17 protein-coding genes, 1 tRNA gene and 1 other RNA gene are annotated in these 20630 nt (G+C 41.1%); 7 read left to right on the forward strand and 12 right to left on the reverse strand.

From position 1 onward, the window contains the following. Nucleotides 1-63: 63 nt before the first annotated feature. Nucleotides 64-1440, reverse strand: coding sequence for an aldehyde dehydrogenase (locus HFD85_RS18870; RefSeq protein WP_167613392.1), 1377 nt, complete (start codon nt 1438-1440; stop codon nt 64-66). Between the two features lie 112 nt (nt 1441-1552). After that, nucleotides 1553-2773 (reverse strand): S-adenosylmethionine:tRNA ribosyltransferase-isomerase, encoded by a 1221-nt coding sequence (locus tag HFD85_RS18875; protein WP_167613394.1) that lies wholly within the window; start codon nt 2771-2773, stop codon nt 1553-1555. Between the two features lie 147 nt (nt 2774-2920). Here HFD85_RS18875 and HFD85_RS18880 point away from each other — a divergent pair, with 147 nt between their 5' ends. Next, nucleotides 2921-3958 (forward strand): DUF2027 domain-containing protein, encoded by a 1038-nt coding sequence (locus HFD85_RS18880; protein WP_167613396.1) that lies wholly within the window; start codon nt 2921-2923, stop codon nt 3956-3958. A gap of 36 nt (nt 3959-3994) precedes the next feature. On the opposite strand, the gene HFD85_RS18885 is transcribed toward HFD85_RS18880, so the two are convergent. The 5 genes from HFD85_RS18885 to HFD85_RS18905 form a co-directional block, all read right to left on the reverse strand. Next, complete coding sequence (locus HFD85_RS18885) at nt 3995-4351, reverse strand: hypothetical protein (protein ID WP_167613398.1); 357 nt, start codon at nt 4349-4351, stop codon at nt 3995-3997. Nucleotides 4352-4365: 14 nt separating this feature from the next. Beyond that, nucleotides 4366-4770, reverse strand: a complete 405-nt coding sequence (locus HFD85_RS18890; protein ID WP_167613400.1) for a hypothetical protein — start codon at nt 4768-4770, stop codon at nt 4366-4368. A gap of 48 nt (nt 4771-4818) precedes the next feature. Next, nucleotides 4819-6513, reverse strand: coding sequence for a redoxin domain-containing protein (locus tag HFD85_RS18895; protein WP_167613402.1), 1695 nt, complete (start codon nt 6511-6513; stop codon nt 4819-4821). Nucleotides 6514-6895: 382 nt separating this feature from the next. Next, entirely contained in the window at nt 6896-9244 is a 2349-nt protein-coding gene (locus HFD85_RS18900; RefSeq protein WP_167613404.1) for a DUF2339 domain-containing protein, read from the reverse strand. 11 nt (nt 9245-9255) lie between these two features. Beyond that, entirely contained in the window at nt 9256-9750 is a 495-nt protein-coding gene (locus HFD85_RS18905; RefSeq protein WP_167613406.1) for a hypothetical protein, read from the reverse strand. A 144-nt stretch (nt 9751-9894) separates the two neighbouring features. On the opposite strand from HFD85_RS18905, the gene rnpB reads away from it, so the two are divergent. Further along, nucleotides 9895-10312, forward strand: an RNA gene (gene rnpB / locus HFD85_RS18910) — RNase P RNA component class A. 85 nt (nt 10313-10397) lie between these two features. Here rnpB and HFD85_RS18915 read toward each other — a convergent pair. The 5 genes from HFD85_RS18915 to HFD85_RS18935 all read right to left on the reverse strand — a co-directional run bounded on the left by HFD85_RS18915 (nt 10398) and on the right by HFD85_RS18935 (nt 16965). Next, on the reverse strand, nt 10398-10736 hold the full coding sequence (locus HFD85_RS18915) for a hypothetical protein (protein ID WP_167613408.1): 339 nt from the start codon (nt 10734-10736) through the stop codon (nt 10398-10400). A gap of 160 nt (nt 10737-10896) precedes the next feature. Next, complete coding sequence (locus HFD85_RS18920; protein ID WP_167613410.1) at nt 10897-11937, reverse strand: NAD-dependent epimerase; 1041 nt, start codon at nt 11935-11937, stop codon at nt 10897-10899. A 9-nt stretch (nt 11938-11946) separates the two neighbouring features. Continuing rightward, nucleotides 11947-13866, reverse strand: a complete 1920-nt coding sequence (gene cysN / locus HFD85_RS18925; protein ID WP_167613412.1) for a sulfate adenylyltransferase subunit CysN — start codon at nt 13864-13866, stop codon at nt 11947-11949. Nucleotides 13867-14081: 215 nt separating this feature from the next. After that, complete coding sequence (cysD, locus tag HFD85_RS18930; RefSeq protein WP_167613414.1) at nt 14082-14990, reverse strand: sulfate adenylyltransferase subunit CysD; 909 nt, start codon at nt 14988-14990, stop codon at nt 14082-14084. Between the two features lie 166 nt (nt 14991-15156). Next, the gene (locus tag HFD85_RS18935) at nt 15157-16965 is read right to left on the reverse strand and encodes an SLC13 family permease (protein ID WP_167613416.1); all 1809 of its coding nucleotides are present in this window, start codon (nt 16963-16965) and stop codon (nt 15157-15159) included. Nucleotides 16966-17284: 319 nt separating this feature from the next. Here HFD85_RS18935 and HFD85_RS18940 point away from each other — a divergent pair. From HFD85_RS18940 to HFD85_RS18960, 5 genes are all read left to right on the forward strand, one after another. Further along, a tRNA-Lys gene (locus HFD85_RS18940) sits at nt 17285-17357 on the forward strand. A 292-nt stretch (nt 17358-17649) separates the two neighbouring features. Beyond that, the gene (locus tag HFD85_RS18945; RefSeq protein ID WP_206082023.1) at nt 17650-18696 is read left to right on the forward strand and encodes a uroporphyrinogen decarboxylase family protein; all 1047 of its coding nucleotides are present in this window, start codon (nt 17650-17652) and stop codon (nt 18694-18696) included. A 154-nt stretch (nt 18697-18850) separates the two neighbouring features. Then, on the forward strand, nt 18851-19054 hold the full coding sequence (locus HFD85_RS21945; RefSeq protein WP_167613509.1) for an alpha-L-rhamnosidase C-terminal domain-containing protein: 204 nt from the start codon (nt 18851-18853) through the stop codon (nt 19052-19054). 63 nt (nt 19055-19117) lie between these two features. Beyond that, entirely contained in the window at nt 19118-19870 is a 753-nt protein-coding gene (locus HFD85_RS18955; RefSeq protein ID WP_167613418.1) for a VTC domain-containing protein, read from the forward strand. A gap of 15 nt (nt 19871-19885) precedes the next feature. Then, nucleotides 19886-20500: a DUF4956 domain-containing protein gene (locus HFD85_RS18960; RefSeq protein WP_167613420.1), complete on the forward strand. Its 615-nt coding sequence runs from the start codon at nt 19886-19888 to the stop codon at nt 20498-20500. The last annotated feature ends 130 nt before the right edge of the window (nt 20501-20630 follow it).

The raw sequence follows: 20630 nt of genomic DNA on the forward strand, positions 1-20630 counted from the left end.
TACTCAGTTGATGTAGATTTAAAATGTTGTATTTCAATTAAATGAATATTGCCGGAAACCGAATCAGAGAATCTTCTTCAGCAGTTTGAAATACTTAAACGGAACGTACTTAAAAGGCAGGTCGATCCAGGTTGGTGTGGTGATAACGGAGCGTTGGTTACTGAAAGCCAGAAAACTTTGTTTACCGTGATACTTTCCGTTACCACTGGTGCCAACACCTCCAAAAGGCAGGTCGTGGTTGGCGATGTGCAAAATAGTATCGTTAACGCAGGCACCTCCCGAAGTGGTTTTCCGCAAAACCTCCTTTGCTTTTTTATTCTTTCCGAAATAATAAAAAGCAAGCGGTTTATCCTGCGAATTGATGTAGGAAACTGCTTCGTCAATCTTTTCAAAAGTCAGTGCCGGCAGGATCGGGCCAAAAATTTCTTCCTGCATTACCGGGTGATGGGGATGGACATTGTCGAGAATTGTGGGAGAAATAAAGCGTTCTTCTTCGATTACTTCGCCTCCCGAATGCACTGTTCCGCTGTCGAGCAAGGTTTTTAGCCTGTCTACTGCCCGGTCGCTGACAATGCGCGGATAAAAGCGGCTTTCGCGGATATTCTCGCCGTACATTTTACGAATGTTGGCTTCAATTTTATCGAGCAGTTCCGATTTCACACTTTTATGCACAAGCAGGTAATCGGGCGCAATACAGGTCTGTCCGGCATTAATTTTTTTCCCCCAGGCAATTCGTTTGGCGGCAACATCGATGTTGGCGTTTTCATCTACAATACACGGGCTTTTGCCACCCAGCTCAAGGATCACAGGGGTGAGGTGTTCGGCAGCTGCCTTCATCACTATCTTACCCAGCATCGGGCTGCCGGTGAAAAAGATAAGGTCGAAACGTTGTTTAAATAAGGCAGTGTTGGTATCGCGGCCTCCCTGAACCAACGAAACATAACCGGGATCGAACGTTTCGGCTACCAGTTCTTCCATTACTTTGGCAATGTTTGGCGCATCGGGAGAAGGTTTTAGCAGGGTGCAGCCTCCTGCCGATATCGATCCAACGAGCGGAGTCATCAGCAACTGGAAAGGATAATTCCAAGGGGCCACCACCAGGGAAACACCAAGTGGTTCGAACATAATTTTGCTCGACGACGGCAGCAAGGGCAGCGGTGTATCTACCCTTTGCGGACGCGCCCAGTACCTTAAATTTCGGAGGTGCTGGTCGATTTCCTGTATGACGATGCTAATCTCGGTAATAAAGGTTTCTTCCGGAGATTTATGCAAGTCGGTCCATAAAGCATCTTCAATTTTTTTCTGATTTTTAAGAATGGCCTTCTTGAAATTCCGAAGTTGTGTAAGTCTGAAACTTATGTCTTTTGTGATGTGGGTAGCAAAAAAACTGCGTTGTTTTTCGAGCTTTTCTATAATGATTGATTCCGGTGTGTCCTTCATTGGTAATGGATACTGTTTTTAGCCGATCTGTTTTTAAAGTCGGTTTTAAAATTAGAAAATATCAGTTGAAAAATGTTGCCCAAACTGTAGTTTTAACAAAATACCGGAGCAATTATTTCAGGTACAAATTACTGTCGCCATAACTCAGAAAACGGAAATTGTTCGACAGTGCATAATCGTAAACCTTTTTCCAGTTGTTGCCCAAAAAGGCACTAATCAGCAATAAAAGCGTGCTTTGAGGCTGGTGGAAGTTGGTGAACATCCCGCTTATCAGTTTGAATTGATAGCCGGGAAGTATGATGATCTGCGTTGAAAAACGAATGGCTTTTTCGTTGTTTTCAACCAAAAAATAAATGATGTTCTGCAAGGCCTTTTCCAGTGAAATACTGGCCTTATTTTCGTAGGGCTCCCATTGTTTTACTTCCGGATGGAACAGATCGAAGCGCTTTTCTTCCAGTTGCAGCCCGATCCAGTACAAACTTTCCACCGAACGTACCGAGGTGGTACCAACCGCAATAATGTTTTTTGGTTCTTCAAGAAAAGCCCGGAGGATATCGATCGAAATTTCAACCTGTTCGTGGTGCATGGTATGCCCCTCAATGGTTTCCGATTTTACCGGCTGAAAAGTACCGGCCCCTACATGCAAGGTAATTTCGCGAGTGGCTATTTTTTTTGCTTTGAGTTGATCAAAAACCTTATCGGTAAAATGTAATCCTGCCGTTGGTGCGGCCACTGAACCATCTATTTTGGCGTAAACCGTTTGGTAAGTTTCTTCGTCCGACTCTTCGGTTTCGCGATTGAGGTAGGGTGGAATGGGCAACTGACCAATATGTTGAATGATCTCTGAAAAATGAAGACCACCGCTCCACACAAAACGTATATGAAACGAATTGCCTTCCTGTGCAATTTTTGCGGCTGTCAGCTCAACCGTTTTTCCATCGATTTCGAAAGTATTAATCAGAAATCCTTCTTTCCATTTTTTCGAATTGCCCACCATACATTTCCAGGTCACCTCTTCGGTTTGCTGAAATGCCACTTGGTAATCGGCTGGCTCCACAGGTTCCAGACAGAATATCTCGATTTTTGCACCGGTTTCTTTTCTGAAAAACAGGCGGGCATGAATTACTCTTGTGTTATTAAAAACCAGCTGTGCATTTTCGGGTAGGTAGTTGGTGCAGTTTTCAAATACATCCTCTCCGATCTTGCCATTTTGCCAGGTCAGCAGTTTCGATTTATCGCGCTGCGAAAGCGGATATTTTGCAATCCGTTCGTCGGGCAATTCGTAGGTGAAATCGCTGATCTTTATGTTTTTATGTGATATCGTCGTTTCCATTCGCGCTGCAAAAGTAATACTTTCCTTGTGTTTCTCTGTGTCTGCTTTGTGGTTCTTTGTGTGATTTGTAACCACAAAGTTTCACTAACTTTCCACAAAGCTTCACAAAGGATTTTTAAATTGTACTTTTGCACAAAACATGAAAACATGATTAAAGTAGGCGACCGGGTAAAATTTTTAAATGATGTTGGAGGCGGTGTGGTAACCGGATTCCTGAGCAAGAACATGGTGAATGTGGAAGGTGACGATGGTTTCGAGGTACCTTATCCGATCAATCAGCTGGTAAACGTGAGTGCGCCCGAACTCAACGTGCGAGGCAACGTTCCTGAACCGGTTCAGGCCGAAGAAAATTCTGCAGCGGCACCCGTTTTTGTGGAATCCGACGGAGAAGTAATAAATGGCAAGGATGCTCCGGAATTTTATTTCTGCATTGTACCGAGTGATGCAAAAAATCCTTTGAATGGCGAAATTGAGGTGTTTCTTGTGAACGACAGTAATTTCAAATTGCTATACACATATTCCTACTTAACAGAGCAGGGAGTGGAATTAGTAGAAAGTGGCGCTGTTAAATCAAACGCACGTGTAAAAATCGATTCGCTGACCCAGGAAGACCTGAGTACACTGCCCGATTTTGGCTTTCAGTTGCTGCGTTTCCGCGGCGAAAGCAATGAATGGTTTCCGCCGGTTGTAAAGCGTTTTCGTGTTAATCCTGTGAGGTTTTACAAAGCTTCTTCCTTTCAGCCGAATTCTTACTTTAAGCGACCGGCCATGATTTTGAAAATAGCAGCGGAGCTTTCGCCCGATAACCTCGATGTGATGACTGAAGCCGATTTTAAACAACTGGTTAAAGAAAAAACACAGAGCGACAATCCTGCAAAACCTGCGCGTAAAAGAACAACCGATGAGGTGGTGATCGATCTGCATATTACCGAATTACTTGATAACTCCGAAGGTTTGAGTAACCGCGAGATTCTGGAGATTCAGATGGATAGAGTAGAGTCGGAAATGAATGCCGCCATACGCGATCACGTAAAACGGATTGTTTTCATACATGGAGTAGGTCAGGGAGTGTTGAAACAGGAAGTAGCCAAGCTTCTTCAATCAAAATTCAAAAAGTATTACCACCAGGACGCCTCCTTTAAGGAATATGGTTACGGAGCAACGATGGTAATTCTAAGGCGATAATCTGTGACACTTGAACTGAATTCAGACTTGTTAATTTTAAACCATTGCTTTTCTTTTTTGCAACAGGCCAATAACGAGTACTACCAGTCCATAAATAGCTATAGGAAATCCAAAAATTAAGGTCATATCACCATCTACCCATACCCATAATACAAGAGTCCATTGAATTACATGCCAGAGTATGCAGATAATTCCTGCTGCTATGAGATTTCTCCAGAGTGTAAGAATACCAATTAGGTAGATTACAAAAAGAAGGTAAACGCTAACTTCGGCAAAGGAAACGTTCTTAAAAAGCGGCACCTTTTCTTCCAGCAGAAACAAAACATATAGCACGACTCCAAAGATGCCGACTATTTTTAAGGCTATGTTGGATGAAGTCTTTTTTGTTATCATATCCTGAGCATATATTAACGCATTACAAAAGGTACCACAATGGCAATTATCCCGGTGAGTACCACCACCATCATAAATAAATTGTACCGGGTATTATAGTTGCTTAAAAGGGACTGGTCGTAATATTTGGCCACATTCTCATCTTCGTACATTTTTATCAGGCCATTTATCAGTTTCGATCGCGTTTGTTTGCCTTTTAATAATCCGAAAATAACCACCAGGTTAAGCAGAATGAGTAAGGTCACAAATAGGAACATTATCAGCAACGAAGTATCTGGCTTTTTCTGATTGTTTGCGAAGCCTGAGTTTACTGCCAGGATAATCAGGTTCAGTACAATGGCCGACAGAATAAAAATAATGTCGGTTTTTGTGTTTTGCTGTAATTCGGAAGTGATGTGATTGTGTACATGTTCGATCATGGTATGGTTCCTCTTTTAAATTGATTTATTTGCGATTTAAAATTGTCCTCATTTAAAATAATTTTCAATCTCTTCAACAATTAATTCATATTCCGATTCATCACGAATGTTCATCCGCACAATTTTTCCACCTGGACTAATTAAAAAGGAAGTTGGGAATTGAGTAATTCCATACTTTGCCAGTATCTCATTCGAGGCCATTGCGTTGGGATACTCGATTTGTAAATCTTCAATAAAAGCTCTGGCCTTCGACTCATCATCTTGAATAAGTCCGATTACCTCAAGTTTATCGTGTGAAACTGAGCTATAAAGTTTTTTTATATTAGGAATTTCCTGCCGGCAGGGTGGACACCACGAACCCCAAAAATCGATGAACACAAATTTATCCTTGAAGTCATCTAGATCAAAAGTATTTCCATTTAGTTGTGTTATTGAAAACAGGGGAGCCGTTTTCCCGATTTTTACAGTAAGTTTTGCCAGCATCGACTCGATGGCAAGTGGATTGGTGTAATTGCTGTAATCGGGATTCGTTTTTAAATTATTGAGTATCGCAATCGCTTTTTCAGGATCGCTATATTGTTTGTGGTTGGCTTCCAGTAATAATATTTCGAAACAGAATTTTTTATTGCTCGATTCCTTAATAAAACGATCAATATACTTGCTGATGGAATTTGGGGGGAGATTCAGTGTTTCCGTTAAATAAGGGTTTTGCGTTAGGAAATCATTTAAATAGAATAAGTAGGCAAATGTTTCTAAGCTTAACAGATATGAATTTGGTGATAACATATTTAATTCTGCAAATAATTCAGAAAATTGCTTAACAAATGTATCTCCCGTTTTTTTTGATTGAATAGCCAGCAAGGATCTTATGGTCATCAGGTTAACTTCTTGGTCGTAAACCATTTGAGCGAGTTTCGGATCTTTTGTTTTAATCTCCGAACAATTGGCAAGCAATGTATCGATACTATTCTGGAGAATTTCATCGGAAGGCGGACGGTTTTGCAATAATTTGTCTTTTCTTTCGTCCCACTTGTTGATGGCTGCTACCAACTCGTTAAACTCTAATTGCAGTTCGGGATCGGAAGTTTTAAGCTCAGATTCTGTATAGGTTAAGGAATACAATGAAGGGTCAAAAATAAGGTCATTATTTGAATAGATGTTTTTCAACAAAAGCCATTGTGTGAGGGGATATACTTTTGGGTTTAAAAGATCAGAAGTTTCCATCCCGTTGATAAAAAAAGCATAGGCCTTACCTTCTTCCAAAACACTTGGTTTTTCTTTGAGTATCCATTTATTGCCGTTTTTTTGCATTGGAATTTCTCCAACATCGCTAAAACTATTGAAGTCTCCGCGCAAGGTAACTTCTGATATCTTATCAAAGCTGGTTATACCGCTCCATCCAATGATGGCCGGATTAAATGTGACGTCGATTTTAAAATGTTCAACCGGTGGAATATAAATTCGTTTCATTAAAGGTTTCGAGCCAAAAGCTAAAGCCCCAAAGGTATAGGCTCCGGGATATACCTTGATTTTTTCAGTTTTATTGTGAAGGGTAAACTGGTATTCCGGATTTGGCAGCATTTGACCGGGGCTAATACTTGTTGTCGGATAAAAAAACAGATAAATTGAATCGGCCTTCGTATTGCTGTTGAATTTTACTTTTACTTCAAGTGTTACATCTTGAGCATAACTGGCAAAGATTAAAAAGAAGACGGAGAAAAGAAGAAAGGCATATTTTTTCATGGGGTGCTGATTTTTGGTTTAATTAAATTTAAGGAATAAATCGTTGAAATACAATGTTGTAGGAGCTGTATGTGTATTCGTCGGCGAATAGGATGAGCTTTTACAAAGTCAATTAACTTTTGGCTATTATCAATTGCACCCGCTTTATCGCCTCGATAGCTAAAAGGGAGAAAAGTCAGGTAAACACCGGGCACCGTATTTTCAGGAGGGGAGGTCTTTGGATTAGGACAGCAACGTAACAGAAAAATGCCTCCCGGTGACGTGTTTACTACAGTAGATAATACAATAATGAATAAAAGAAAATACATTGCTCATACCAATAAAAAGTCACTTACTTCGAATAAACCTGTGAGGGTGAAAACTTTAGCAAAGCCTGCAGGTGTCAGTCATTCCCAAAAATCAGGTTTTTGTATTTGTTATACATAAATGAAACGATCAGTAAAATAGCTCCAATCGAAATAAATACAATGGTTTTTGGTACTGTTGCCAGGTTGCTTAGGTCGAAGAAAAACAATTTCAGAATGGTTCCGCCAAACAGAATAATGGCTGTAATACGCAGGTGCTTTTTCTTTTTCCAGATACCGAACCCGATTAGCAGAAAAGAGAGGATTCCCCATAAAATGCTCAATCCGTGTTTATAAACTTCGCTCGATCCGGTGAGGTTGAGCCAGTGAATCAATTCGCTGCTGCATATCCAGATAATGGAAATGCTGATCACCATCTCAAGGATTTTGCTGAAGTTTTTATTGGTAAGAAATGGCAAAGAAAAACGATAAACAGCATACAAAAGCAAAGCAAAAAACAGGTAGGCCACATAGCGAATAAGAAGGTGAAAAATATTGACCGAATAATTATTTGGCAGCGAGTCGGATGTATAACTGTCGCGTAGTCCGCTTAGTATCGACAAGGAATTCAGCAAAAAAATGAGGGTGAATACACTAACTGCAACCAGCAGAAAACCATTTAACAGGTTGTTTTTGATCCAGCGAAAATTAGTGTAAATCAGCAAAGAAATAAACAGTAAACTATAGTTGATCAGCCAAATGGCTTTGTAAGCGAAAATATCGGTATTAAGCTTTTCATACATTTTTATCCAAACACCGGTATTGTCTTGCTCGTAAGATGCTTGAATCTGAAGATTGTTCCAGAACAGATCGATTTCTGAATAGAAGGTGAAGTACAGCGTAAATGCAAAAATAAGGTTGAAGAAGATGTCGAAAATTTCGATCCAGTTCTTTTCTTCCTGTCTGCAGAAGGCAATCTTTCGGTTAAAAAATGATACAAATGAAAAAGCCCCGATCAGAACCAGTGATGAAATAAATGAGCCATTCAGAACAGAGGTATGGAACTGTTCGATTGTTGAGCTGTGAAATGAATAGGACATCGACAGCCAGTTGGAAATCGCACCAAAAAAGCTGATACAAAGTACGGCAAAGGCCAGGTAATCGAATAATTTAATCTCACGTTTTCGTCCGATCCAAAACAGAAGCGCACCTTCTACTGCCCAGATAGCTGCAGCCAGATAGCTGCTAAACTGTAAGCCAATGGCACCAGTAAAAAATGTAATAGCAATACTGCCCGTCCAGAAAAGCAGGTTTTTGTTTTCAGCTTCTGATTTGAAGATAAAATAAAATGCAGCGCCGTGCACCACTACATTCGCAAAGGTAAAAAGTCCCTGAAGCTTGTCGCTGTCCATATAATCGGTGATGGCTTGCAGGCCTACCAGATAGAAAATGACTGAGTTTATGAGCAGAAAAAAGATATCGTCGATACGCGACTTTTCTTTAAGAATGAGTTTATACGATAAAAAGACGAAGTAAAACAGAACAAAGAAGAAACTTGAGAAGGGAAGTGAAAGCTCCAATCGGTTGTTGTAATCTTTGGAAACAAACCACCAGATAAAAATGACCCAGGTAGCTACAAATGCCAGGTAATACAACGGCACCCATCGTTTTTTTGTTGCTATAAACAATATTCCAAGGTTAATGATAGCCATGTAGCTGAAGAGAACGAGAGCGCTGGATTCAGGAGCGTACAAAATAAACGGAACAATGTATGAGCCGGCCAAAGCAAAATGAGCAATCACCTGCCTGTCGTAGTAAAGTGCCAGACTCACCGTAAATACCGTAAAAATTACCATTAATATGAAGGCTACCGGGTAGGAGTATAGCTGGTAATAGGTATAAGCCGCATACGAAATAAAGTAGAAAATGGCCATGGCTCCACTCGCAAGTACCGCGCTAAAATTGTAGTAATCTTTTTTGAGACGATAGGCAAAAAATCCCAGGATGACGCCAACCAGGTAACCTAAAACTATTCTCATAAGGGGCGAGATCAGATTGTTGTCGATGGCATATTTCGCACCTATTCCAACACCTATGATTACCACGATCATTCCAATTTTATTGATCAGGTTGGTGCCGATGAATTGTTCGATTTCTGAGGACATGCCGGTTTGTTCCCAAAATCCCGGTTGTTTTTTGTAATCTTTTCGAACATAAGGTTTTTGTACAGGTATCTTTTTAACAGTTGTTTCTTCCTTTTGAACTATGGGCGATTCTTGTTTTACCGCAACCTTTTCAGGACTCATTTGCGGTTTTGACACTGCAATGCTCAGTTGTGTGATCTGACGTTGTAATTCGTTGATCTCCTGCTGAAACAATGTTTGTTTTTGTCGCAATTCATTCAGTTTTTCGAGGAGTTCTTGTTTTTCGGACCTGTTGACGCTCATAGTTTAGGTTTCTAATTGATTTTAGTATAGATTGTTGTTTCTTCTTTATCGTCGAAATCGCCATCGCCGTTAAAATCATCCTGTACTTTCAACGTATTTCCTTCAATCCGAAAGAAATGACTTTCTTGTTTCGGATACCTGTCAAATTTGGGATCACCTACTGAAAACCATTTTATCTCTTCGTAAAATTCAAGTTTTGCATCCACCTGTTGCGAGCCGGTGGTGAAAGTAGAAAGTGTAAAAACATTGTTTTCGACGATGAGATTTCCCTTTACCACAAATACAGTGATATACTCCTTGTCTTCTGTTCGTTTAAACAACCAGTGGAATTCGGCGATATCGTTTCCCGTTTCGTTGGTAAAAAAGATCCATTTAAATATCTGGCTCGGAATTTCACCTTCGCCCGGGACTTTTAGTTCCCAGGTGCCGGCCAGCTCTTCAGGAATTGTGGTTTGGAAATGTAGGATGGGAGTTATCAGCAAGAATAGAATTACGAGAAGTTTCATTTTGCTGAATTTTGACATTTTATCTCCTTATACACGAATTAATTATCATAAGTTTCATTGTATTCGTTTTTAGATAATTTGGCGAAGACAGATTGGTTTAGGAACAATTCATGCAGAACTTTCAACTAATTGCCTAATTTTGCAGCGGCAAACCGCTTTATCGCCCTGACGTTACAGTCGGGGAGGAAAGTCCGGGCAACACAGGGCACCGTGCTTCTTAGCGGGAAGATCTTTGAAAGGGGATAGCAACGTAACAGAAAATAACCACTCCGACATTGCGTGACAATCGTCGGAGAACGGGTGAAAAGGTGCGGTAAAAGCGCACCGGTGGTGGTGGCAACATCATCAGCCGTATGTCTCACGGGTTGCAAAGCCATGTATATCCCGGTTGTATGCCGCTGTTGCGGTACAGCAGAATTGCCCGTTTTGTTCTCAACGCACAAGAGAACCGGGAGGGGTAGGCTGCAGGACTCAGGTAGTGATACCTGGGCAAGATAAATGATAAAGGTTCTCCGTCAGCTGACGGAGGATACAGGACCCGGCTTACAGGTTTGCCTTTTTAAAAGGTTGAGGCGCAAAAAATATTTTTGTTCTTCAACCCTTTTTTTTTATAAATCGAATACAAAAAAAGTAAGAAGAATACGATTTTATTCCACTTGAAAATAGAGAGCAATAATCCTTTTTTCATTCCAGTCTATAATCTGGTATTTTGTTAATTTGTCAAGATTATAGTATGTTTCGCCAACTCGCACAACAGGTCCATCAAAACGAAAATTAGTAGTAGCATCTTCATCTACGTATTTTGTTGAATAGCCATCTATAATTCTGGTATAATAAGTTTTGATGCTGTGAATATTTTGCTCATCCATAAGTTGTTGTATCTGTTCGCCGATGAGCTGTCCGTCGGTTTTTAATTCTTCTTCTGTACAAGAACTAACAAGTAAAACTGCTAATAAAAGAAATGTAAGTTGTTTCAGTGGATTCATTCAGGTTATAATTTTAGTGTTAAAGCGATTTAGTCAAAGAATATGCCAAGTGATGGTGGATTAATTCCAAATAAGAAAGAAACAGATGTATAAAACCACGGGGTGACTCTGAGAACAATCAGAAAGTCACCCCGTGAATTATTTTAAGAAGTTTTTGCTCCTATTTGAAATAAGAAGTATACCACTTCACAAATTCCCCGATTCCTTTTACTAGCGGAGTGTCGGGCGAATAAGCAAAATCATTTTCCAATGCACTTACATCGGCAAAGGTTTTGTACACATCGCCGGGTTGCATATCGTGGTATTCTTTTATGGCCTCCTTGTTAAGCGCTTTTTCAATGGTTTCAATAAAATCCATCAGTTTTACCGGTGCTGAATTCCCGATATTGTAAACTTTGTAAGGTGCAACCACCTCCCCCTCCTGAGAGGAGGAGAAAACTGTTCGCTCTACTGAGGAATTTAAGATCTTCACAATTCCATCAACAATATCATCAATGTAAGTGAAATCGCGGTACAGGTCGCCGTAGTTGAACACTTTTATCGGTGTGGCTTCCAGAATGTTTTTAGTAAACGAAAAGTAAGCCATATCAGGGCGACCCCACGGACCGTAAACGGTAAAAAAGCGCAGCCCTGTTGTTGGTATTCCATACAAATGACTGTAGGTATAAGCCATCAACTCGTTGCTCTTTTTTGTGGCGGCATACAAACTGATTGGGTTATCAACCCGGTCGTCGACCGACAATGGCATTTTTTTGCTGTTGCCATACACACTCGATGAACTGGCGTAAACCAAATGCTGAATGTTATTGTGGCGACAGGCTTCCAGAATGTTGATGAATCCGACAATGTTGCTGTTGATATAAGCCTGTGGGTTTTCGATGCTGTAACGTACACCGGCCTGTGCAGCCAGGTTACAAACCACATCAAATTTTTCTTCCTTGAAAAGCTGGTCGATCTGGCCGCGGTCTTCCAGGTTCATTCTTACAAAAGAATAATTGGAAAATTTCGAGCTGCTTATTTTTTGATTAAAGTTTTTGGCTTCCTCCGAAATACCGGCGTCAGCTAAACGGGCAAACTTGAGGTCGGGGGAATAATAATCGTTTATATTGTCTATTCCAACAACTTCAACGGCCTCATTCACCAGTTTATTTACCAGGTGAAAACCTATGAATCCTGCTGAGCCTGTTATCAGAATCTTCATACAATAATCTTAATGTGCCGGGAAAATTTTGTTTGCCGCCAGGTAATCCAGAAGAGCATCGAGGTTCTTTTCGTTTTCTTCGGGCCTGAAAATCATTTTTGCATTTGCCGGTGTTTCATAGTCCATGTCAACACCAGGCAAGTTCTCAATTTCACCATTTTCTGCTTTTTTGTACAACTCAGGTTTATTGCTTTTGCAATAGTCCAGTGTTGCATCCATATAAAACAGGTGGAAACGATCTTCGCCAATAATTTCGGCTACCTGGCCACGCAGTGACTCATTCCGCGAAATAAACGAACAGATGGTAATGATTCCCTGGTCGTTCAGCATTTTGCAAATGTGAGCTACCCTGCGAACATGTTCGGCACGGTCGGCAGGCGAGAAATCGAGCTCGCGGTTCAATCCCGAGCGTAAAGAACTTCCATCGATCAGAACGGCTGTGGCATCGTTTTCAAACAGCTTTCTTTCCAAACTAAAAGCCAGTTCGTTTTTACCCGAACCATGTAATCCGGTGATCCAGATAGTTTCACCTTTTTGATTGTATTTGTCCTGGTATTCTTTTGTTTTGATCAGCGGTTCACCTTTGGCAATTTTTTCCTTGTCCACATCGGTAATACGCGATGGCAGGTTTTTGCTACTCAGTTTGTCGATGATCATTCCAACAGCGCAAGTATTGTGTGTAACCGGATCGATCAGAATAAAGGAACCGGTTTGTTTGTTCTTTTTGTACGGATCGAAAAACAAAGGCTTGGTGGTGGTAATTACCACGCGGCCAATTTCATTCAGCTTGAATTTCTCGATATTCGATTTTTCCAGCGTATTTACATCCACCTTATATTGAATGGCGTCGATACGAGCTTTTGTATTGTTGTTGGCGTGTTTGATGTAGAACTGCGTCGACAGGTTCATGTCGTTTTCGTCCATCCAAACCAGCATGGCTTCAAACTGACGTTCCACGCGTGGCAGGTTATCCGGGTGAACCAGCATATCGCCTCGTGAAATATCAATTTCGTCTTCCAGAGTAACCGTTACCGATTGTGGTGGGAAAGCGTAATCCAGTTCCTTGTCGTAAGTTACAATCGACTGCACTTTCGATTTTTTCATCGATGGCAGCACCATTACTTCGTCGCCTTTTTTTATGATTCCCGAAGCCACAGAAGTTGAGAATCCGCGGAATTTAATGTCGGGACGCAGCACATACTGCACCGGGTAGCGCAGGTCGTCGAAATTGCGGTCGCTGCTTACATGCACATTTTCGAGGAATTCCAACAGGCTTGGTCCGTGATACCACGGCATTCTATTCGAAGTTTCAACCACGTTGTCGCCTTTTAAAGCCGAAAGCGGAATAAAGTTTACATCCGGTACATCAAGCTGTGTTACGAATGATTCGTACGATTCGCGAATTTCTTCGTAGCGTTCCTGGCTGAAATCCACCAAATCCATTTTGTTGATGGCCACAACCACGTGTTTTATACCCAAAAGATTGGCCAGGTAAGTGTGGCGCTTGGTTTGAGTGATCACTCCGTGGCGAGCGTCAATAAGAATGATCGCCAGGTTGGCAGTCGATCCCCCGGTGATCATGTTTCGGGTGTACTGCTCGTGTCCGGGTGTATCGGCGATGATGAATTTACGTTTCGCCGTTGAGAAATAGCGATACGCTACATCAATGGTAATTCCCTGTTCGCGTTCGGCTTTCAAACCATCGAGCAAAAGGGCATAATCGATCTCTTCACCGGCGTGACCAACACGTTTACTGTCGCGCTCGAGCGCTGCCAGCTGGTCTTCGTACAGTTGTTTACTGTCGAACATCAAACGTCCGATCAGCGTCGATTTTCCGTCGTCCACCGATCCGGCAGTCAACAAACGCAATAAGTCTTTCTTCTGGTCCTGATCAAGGAACTCTTGTATATTTAGTTTTTTACTGGTCATCTTATTTTTTGCTTTTAGCCTGCATTTTTTAATTTTAGATCCCTCTCCCGAGTTCTCGGGATCGGGATGACAGATATAGGTAATATCAAGCGGCGCATAATAATTATAGTTTGAATAATATTTTAGCAGCGCCGCGGATGAAAACCTCCTTTTCACTGTCATCCCGAAGGAGGAACGACTGAGGAATCTGCTTCATGCAGCCTTGCGGTTTCATACTAAAAATAACCCTCCCTTTTCTTTTGCTCCATCGATGCTTCCTGGTCGAAGTCGATCACACGAGTAGTTCTTTCCGAAACCGTAACGGTCATCATTTCTTCAACAATTTTCTCGATGGTATCGGCCTCCGATTCAATGGCCCCGGTTAGCGGATAGCAACCGAGCGTGCGGAAACGAACCTTGCGCATTTCAGCTTTGTCGCGCAATTCCTTTGGCATACGTTCGTCGTCCACCATTATTAGTGTGCCGTCCATTTCAACAACGGGGCGTTCTTTGGCATAATACAGCGGAACGATCGGGATGTTTTCCAAACGGATGTACTGCCAGATATCTAATTCGGTCCAGTTCGAGATAGGAAATACACGAATCGATTCGCCTTTCTGAACGCGCGAGTTGTAAATGTTCCACAACTCCGGACGTTGGTTTTTGGGATCCCACTGGTGAAATTTATCACGGAAAGAGAATATCCTTTCTTTAGCTCTTGATTTTTCTTCGTCGCGACGGGCGCCACCAAAAGCGGCGTCAAATTTATATTTGTTCAGGCCAGCCAAAAGCGCCTGTGTTTTCATGATGTCGGTGTGTACTTTACTTCCGTGAGTAAAAGGTCCAACACCACTTTCGAATCCTTCCTTGTTGTAATGCACGATCAGGTCCCAGCCTTTTTCTTTGGCGTAGCTATCGCGGAATTCGATCATTTCCTGGAATTTCCATTTCGAGTCGATATGCATTAATGGGAACGGAACTTTACCCGGATAAAAAGCTTTTTCTGCCAGGCGTACCATCACCGACGAATCTTTCCCGATAGAGTATAACATCACCGGGTTTTCGAATTCGGCGGCTACTTCACGGATGATATGAATGGCTTCAGCCTCAAGTTCGCGAAGGTTTGTTAACGAATATTCATTCATTTTATTCAAGTTAAAGACTTACAGTTCTACAATTGAAATTGCACTTCGAAGAAGTTTCTGCTGATTGTAGCCGTAATAAATTTTACTGTTTTATTTCAGAGTCCACAAAGATAAAATTTTATTCTATCTGCTAAATTTTAGTTGGAAGTATCGCTTTAAAAGAAGACTAAAAACTCCAAAAATAAGGTATGAGTAACATTGATAAAATAAAGGCCAGAATGTTCAAAGGAAGCCCGATTTTTACATAATCCTTGAATTTATAGTTCCCGATAGCCTGCACAATTAGATTGGTTTGGTAGCCGACCGGAGTTGAAAAACTTGCAGAAGCAGCAATGGCTATGGCCACAAAAAATGGTTTTGGATTCACTCCCAGTTGATGCGACGCAGCCAATGCAATCGGGAACACCAGAGCTGCCGCGGCATTGTTGGTAATAATTTCGGTGAATATGGTTGTAATGATGTAGATAGCTGCCAAAACACCCAACGGCCCGAAGGCTTTTGAAAAGTTGATGGTAGTTCGTGCGATGGCTTCAGCTGCCCCTGAATTTTGCATAGCTTTACTGATGGCAAAAGCACAGGCAATTGTAATGAGCACATCCCAGCTTATGGCTTTGGTATATTTTTGATGGGGCATAATTTTTAACCAGATTAGCAGGATAGCAGCAATCGACGAGAAATAGAACATGTCGAACTCGATGCCTGACGGCGAATAAATGAATTTGCCAACGGTGGATCCCACGATCATCAGCAAAAGAATAATAAATGCCAGCCATTTTTTCCCAAAAGTTCCTGTGGTGCGGTAATCGCGGATATAGGAAGTGAGGTAGAAAATCTTTGATTCGCCCCAGTTCTTGATAAATTTCTCGGTAGTTAAAAGTACCAGGTTGTCTCCGGCTTTCAGCTTCAGTTTATCCATGTTGTGGGTAATGCGTTCACCATTGCGGTGAATGGCAATTACCACGGCCTGGTAATGCTCGTAGAAATTAAATTCGTGTATGGTTTTTCCAACTGCAGGGAAACGCGGAGCGATTACGGCTTCGTACTGTTTTAACTGGTCTTTTGGGATCCCTTTTATCAAATCGATTCCGCTGAGTTTTAGATTGTCGTTCGATAGTATGTAGTTCAAACGGTCCGACTTTCCTGCAACCAGAAGCTTGTCTTCGGGCAGGATCAGAAAGTTGCCTTTTCGGGTTTCAATCGTATCGCCATTTCGGTTGATACACTGAATAAACATCCCTTTCAGTTCTTTCATCCGGCCATTTTTTATTTCCAGCCCAACAAGGTTGCTGTTTTCGGGGATGATGACATCGTAGTAATAGTCTTTGTATTCGGCTGAACTTTTGCTGTTAAGTAATATTTTTTTGCCGGGAAGCAGCATGTTCCCAAATATGGTCATGTAAAGTGTTCCGAAGAAAGCGATAAATCCGCCAACTTTTGCCAGTTCGAACATGCCAAATCCTTCGTGGCCGTTTTCCAGAATCAAACCATGTACCACGAGGTTGGTCGATGTTCCGATAAGTGTACACATTCCGCCCAGAATAGTAGCATATGATAGTGGAATCAGGAATTTTTTATACGACAGGTTCAACGTTTCCGACCACTTTTTAATAATTGGCGCAAAAATTATAACAACCGGAGTGTTATTTAAAAACGCCGAAAGTAAAGATACCGGCAGCATAATTTGCGGGATCATCGATACCATTTTGCGCCGCTTTCGTGGAAGGTAGCCTTGTGCCAGTCGGTTCAGTACTCCCGATTGCCGTACTCCTTCGCTTACCAGAAAAAGAATTCCAACCGTGAGCATTCCTTTGTTGGAAAATCCTGCCAGCATTTCTTTGTCGGAAATGATGCCCAATGCTAAAAGTAAGATGGAAGCTGAAAAGAAAATCAAGCCGGGGCGCATTAGTTCTTTTGCCAGTGCAGCAATGGTTAATAGAACTACTGCCAAAACGATATATCCTTCGGTACCGATCAAATTGTTGAAGTAATTTCAGATTTTGTATTGGTAAAAGCCCGGTTTCTGAAGAACCAAATCTACTACTAAAATTTTTTTCCTTCAAATAAATTATCCGAATTTCATTACTGCTACAAAGTGCGAATGAAAGCTTTTATAAGTGAACATTCTGTTTATTTGGTGGTTGTATAGAAATCAAAAAATGTAAAAGCAGTTTATCTAGCCGGAGGAAATTGGTCTGAAATAAATTTTTTTCAAAAAAATTCTCCGATGGTTTGTCTGAAAAAAAATAAATACTACTTTTGCACCCGCCTTTGAGAAACAAAGGCACTACAAGGATGACTCAGTAGCTCAGTTGGTAGAGCACATCCCTTTTAAGGATGGGGTCCTGGGTTCGAGCCCCAGCTGAGTCACAACCTACAAAAGCAGTTCGCAAGAGCTGCTTTTTTTGTTTCCGGTTGTTTGTTTATTCAGCAAAAACATCTTACGAAAGCTTAACTTGAATTCTTATTTCGATCCGAAATCGAACGAACCAATGTGAATTGATGACGGTTTTCTGCCAAATCAATAGAAAAGACCGATGTTCTGGAGGGTATTGATTGTGATGCCAGAATTGTATATTAATTTTAACGGATACTAAAAAAAGGCAAACTAATTTTTAGAAATTGATCGGGATTTGGACTGTTTCCTTATCTCAATATCTGAATGATGAACCATAAAGAACGATTTTTAGCAACCATAGCGAATGCTCCTGTCGACCGGCCGGCTTCCTGGATAGGTTTGCCGGATCCGTCAGCAATTCCGGGTCTTACAAGGCATTTTGGGCTGAATACCATGGAGGAAGTAAAAATATTACTCGACGACGATATTTATCCCATTGAAGTGCCATATTATTCTTCGCATTCAAATCACATAGCCGGTGCTTTCGATTTTGCCAAACGCGATCAGTTGAAATTACCCGGCGAACGCACTTTAACTACCCCCGGTTTTTTTGAAGATTACGACGATCCCGCTGATGTAGCCAAATTCAACTGGCCCGATCCTGCAAAATACCTCGATGGGGAAGAAACGTACAGGAGAGTAAATACTGTGGGTAGTGATTATGCCAGTATGGGTATTTTGTGGAGCTCTCATTTCCATGATTCGTGTTCGGCATTTGGAATGGAAACGGCGTTGACTACAATGCTTACGAATCCTGAAATGTACCGTGCCGTTTTAACGAAGATCACTAATTTCTACCTGAAAGCCAATGAGATTTTTTACGAAGCCACGAAAGGTAAACTGGATGCAGTGTTGTTGGGCGACGATTTTGGCAGTCAAACAGGTTTGATGCTCGATCCCGAACTCATTCGTCAATATATTTTTCCGGGAACAAAATTATTGATCGATCAGGCAAAAAGTTACGGATTAAAGGTGATGTACCATTCCTGCGGATCGATTTTCCCGTTAATTGAGGATATTTTCGGATTAGGTGCGGATATTATTCACCCGCTGCAGGCACGCGCTACCGATATGAGTGTAGAAAATATTCACAAACATTTTTCGGGCAAAGGCGCTTTTTGCGGGGGTATCGATGCCCAGTATTTAATGGTGGAAGGAACTTCTGAGGATGTAAAAAAGCGGGTGCATGAAGTGATCGATTTTTTTCCGACAGGACTGATTGTTTCGCCCAGTTATGAAGCACTTTTACCCGATATTCCACCTGAAAATATCGAGGCGCTGTTTAAAACTGTTGCGAATAGAAAATTGTAAAATATTCTCCGGAGTCCAGCCGCCTTTGCGAAAAACTAGGCTGGTTTGGGCAGTCTTACATTGAAATGGTTTTTCAACGATTTGGGAGGAACGGGATGTACTAAAAAACAGTTGCGTACAAAAAAGTTAAGATCGGGCCTCATTAAGTTATGAAATAAAAAATTCTTATGCTTCGTTTGAGTCTCCCTACGTAAAAATTATATCTTCGTGGACGAATAAGAAAGATGCTTTTATTCTGGTAACGAACATGCCGGTGAATACAACTGCGATAATTGTTTTACCGGCAAATAAGCAAAACAAAATTATTGAAGACGGTATTATTCTGGAAAATCAGAATATAAACTATCAAAACAATTAGGCTTATTTTCAAGTCGGTTCGGGAAGTTATTGATTCTAGGTTTAAAAGGAATTAAAGGATAAGTTGGAAAAAATCAAACATATAGCCGGTCAGTTTCAGGGTATTTCACTGGAGGATTCGTCAGAAGTAAAACTGATGGACAGGTTCGACTGTAAGTACTGGTTTCCGCTTGATAAACTTGACGGACTGATGAGCCAACTTATCGATGATTATTTTATCCTGGAGATTAATGGCGAACGATTAATGGAATACAGGAATGATTATTTCGATACCACCGATGATTTGTTTTACCTGAAACACCACAATAAGCGTGTAAACCGGCACAAGGTACGATACCGCCAATACCAGGTAAACCGCAGGAGTTTTTTGGAGGTGAAACTAAAGAACAATAAAAAGCGCGTCAAAAAAGAAAGGATAGAAAGCGATATCAGTACAAACGGTTTTTATAAAAAAGAAACTGAATTTCTGGATGAGAAATTACCTTTGCCTTCAAATTCTCTGGAGAAAAAGTTACACGTCCGATATACCCGTATGACACTGATCAATAAGCAGATGAAAGACCGGTGTACGATCGATATTGTTCCCGAATTCAGAAATGAGAAGGGTACGAAGGCATATCCAGGCCTGGTGATATTCGAATTGAAAAGAAGCCGAAGCATGAAACTTTCGCCCTTGTATAAAGTGCTGAGAGAAATGCAAATTCGCCAGGAAGGACTCTCAAAATACTGTACAGGACGTGCACTGCTCGATGAAAATTTAAAACAAAACCGATTTAAAAGAAAACTCTTATTTTTGAAACGTGAACTAACCAATTAAACAAAAACTTTAACTATGGATTTTCTGCATCTCGAAATTTTTCCCTTACTTATAATTAGGTTTCTATTTAACCTTGTGTCAGCTGCGCTGGTAGTTTTATTGTACGCCCGAATCAGCCGGAAAAAGGAATTTTACTTTAGCTATTTCGCAATCAGTGTTGCCGTGTTTTTGCTGGTTTATTTGCTCGAAAATGTAAAACTCGAGCTGGGGTTTGCCCTGGGGCTTTTTGCCATTTTTGGCATTATCCGTTACCGCACCGATGCCATTCCGCCCAAGGAAATGACTTATTTGTTTGTGATCATAGCCGTATCTGTAATCAATGCTTTGTCGAAAGACTATATCGGGTATTTTGAACTGGGGCTGGTAAATGTTTTGCTGATTGGTGTCCTTTGGATTCTCGAAAAAGCTTTGATGTTAAAACAGGTGGATTCGCTGCTTGTTGTATACGAAAACATCGAAAACCTGCATCAGAAGAAAGAAGATGACCTGTTGGCTGACCTCGAAATACGAACCGGAATACGAATTAAAAGGTACCAGATTGAAAAACTCGATTTTCTGCGTGATGTGGCCATGATAACCATCTTTTTCGACGTTCGTGAGCAAAATTCAAAACGCGAGATTAATCAATAATCAGATCAATCGCACTTCAGATTCCCCCAACATTTTTGTACTCCTTACTTAAAAACTAAGCAAATTGCATTTTGCTTAACTTAATCCCTTTACAATTTTTTAATTTAATCAATCCCTTCCTTATCTTTAA

The organism is Maribellus sediminis (genome assembly GCF_011799805.1).
GTDB lineage: Bacteria > Bacteroidota > Bacteroidia > Bacteroidales > Prolixibacteraceae > Draconibacterium > Draconibacterium sediminis_A.

What these genes read in the sequence shown, in the direction of transcription:
- HFD85_RS18960 (WP_167613420.1), top strand. Translation starts at nt 19,886, where the DNA reads ATGGATTTTCTGCATCTCGAAATTTTTCCCTTACTTATAATTAGGTTT.
- HFD85_RS18920 (WP_167613410.1), bottom strand. Translation starts at nt 11,937, where the DNA reads ATGAAGATTCTGATAACAGGCTCAGCAGGATTCATAGGTTTTCACCTG.
- HFD85_RS18885 (WP_167613398.1), bottom strand. Translation starts at nt 4,351, where the DNA reads ATGATAACAAAAAAGACTTCATCCAACATAGCCTTAAAAATAGTCGGC.
- HFD85_RS18880 (WP_167613396.1), top strand. Translation starts at nt 2,921, where the DNA reads ATGATTAAAGTAGGCGACCGGGTAAAATTTTTAAATGATGTTGGAGGC.
- cysN (WP_167613412.1), bottom strand. Translation starts at nt 13,866, where the DNA reads ATGACCAGTAAAAAACTAAATATACAAGAGTTCCTTGATCAGGACCAG.
- HFD85_RS18875 (WP_167613394.1), bottom strand. Translation starts at nt 2,773, where the DNA reads ATGGAAACGACGATATCACATAAAAACATAAAGATCAGCGATTTCACC.
- HFD85_RS18905 (WP_167613406.1), bottom strand. Translation starts at nt 9,750, where the DNA reads ATGAAACTTCTCGTAATTCTATTCTTGCTGATAACTCCCATCCTACAT.
- cysD (WP_167613414.1), bottom strand. Translation starts at nt 14,990, where the DNA reads ATGAATGAATATTCGTTAACAAACCTTCGCGAACTTGAGGCTGAAGCC.
- HFD85_RS18945 (WP_206082023.1), top strand. Translation starts at nt 17,650, where the DNA reads ATGATGAACCATAAAGAACGATTTTTAGCAACCATAGCGAATGCTCCT.
- HFD85_RS18915 (WP_167613408.1), bottom strand. Translation starts at nt 10,736, where the DNA reads ATGAATCCACTGAAACAACTTACATTTCTTTTATTAGCAGTTTTACTT.
- HFD85_RS18870 (WP_167613392.1), bottom strand. Translation starts at nt 1,440, where the DNA reads ATGAAGGACACACCGGAATCAATCATTATAGAAAAGCTCGAAAAACAA.
- HFD85_RS18890 (WP_167613400.1), bottom strand. Translation starts at nt 4,770, where the DNA reads ATGATCGAACATGTACACAATCACATCACTTCCGAATTACAGCAAAAC.
- HFD85_RS18900 (WP_167613404.1), bottom strand. Translation starts at nt 9,244, where the DNA reads ATGAGCGTCAACAGGTCCGAAAAACAAGAACTCCTCGAAAAACTGAAT.
- HFD85_RS18895 (WP_167613402.1), bottom strand. Translation starts at nt 6,513, where the DNA reads ATGAAAAAATATGCCTTTCTTCTTTTCTCCGTCTTCTTTTTAATCTTT.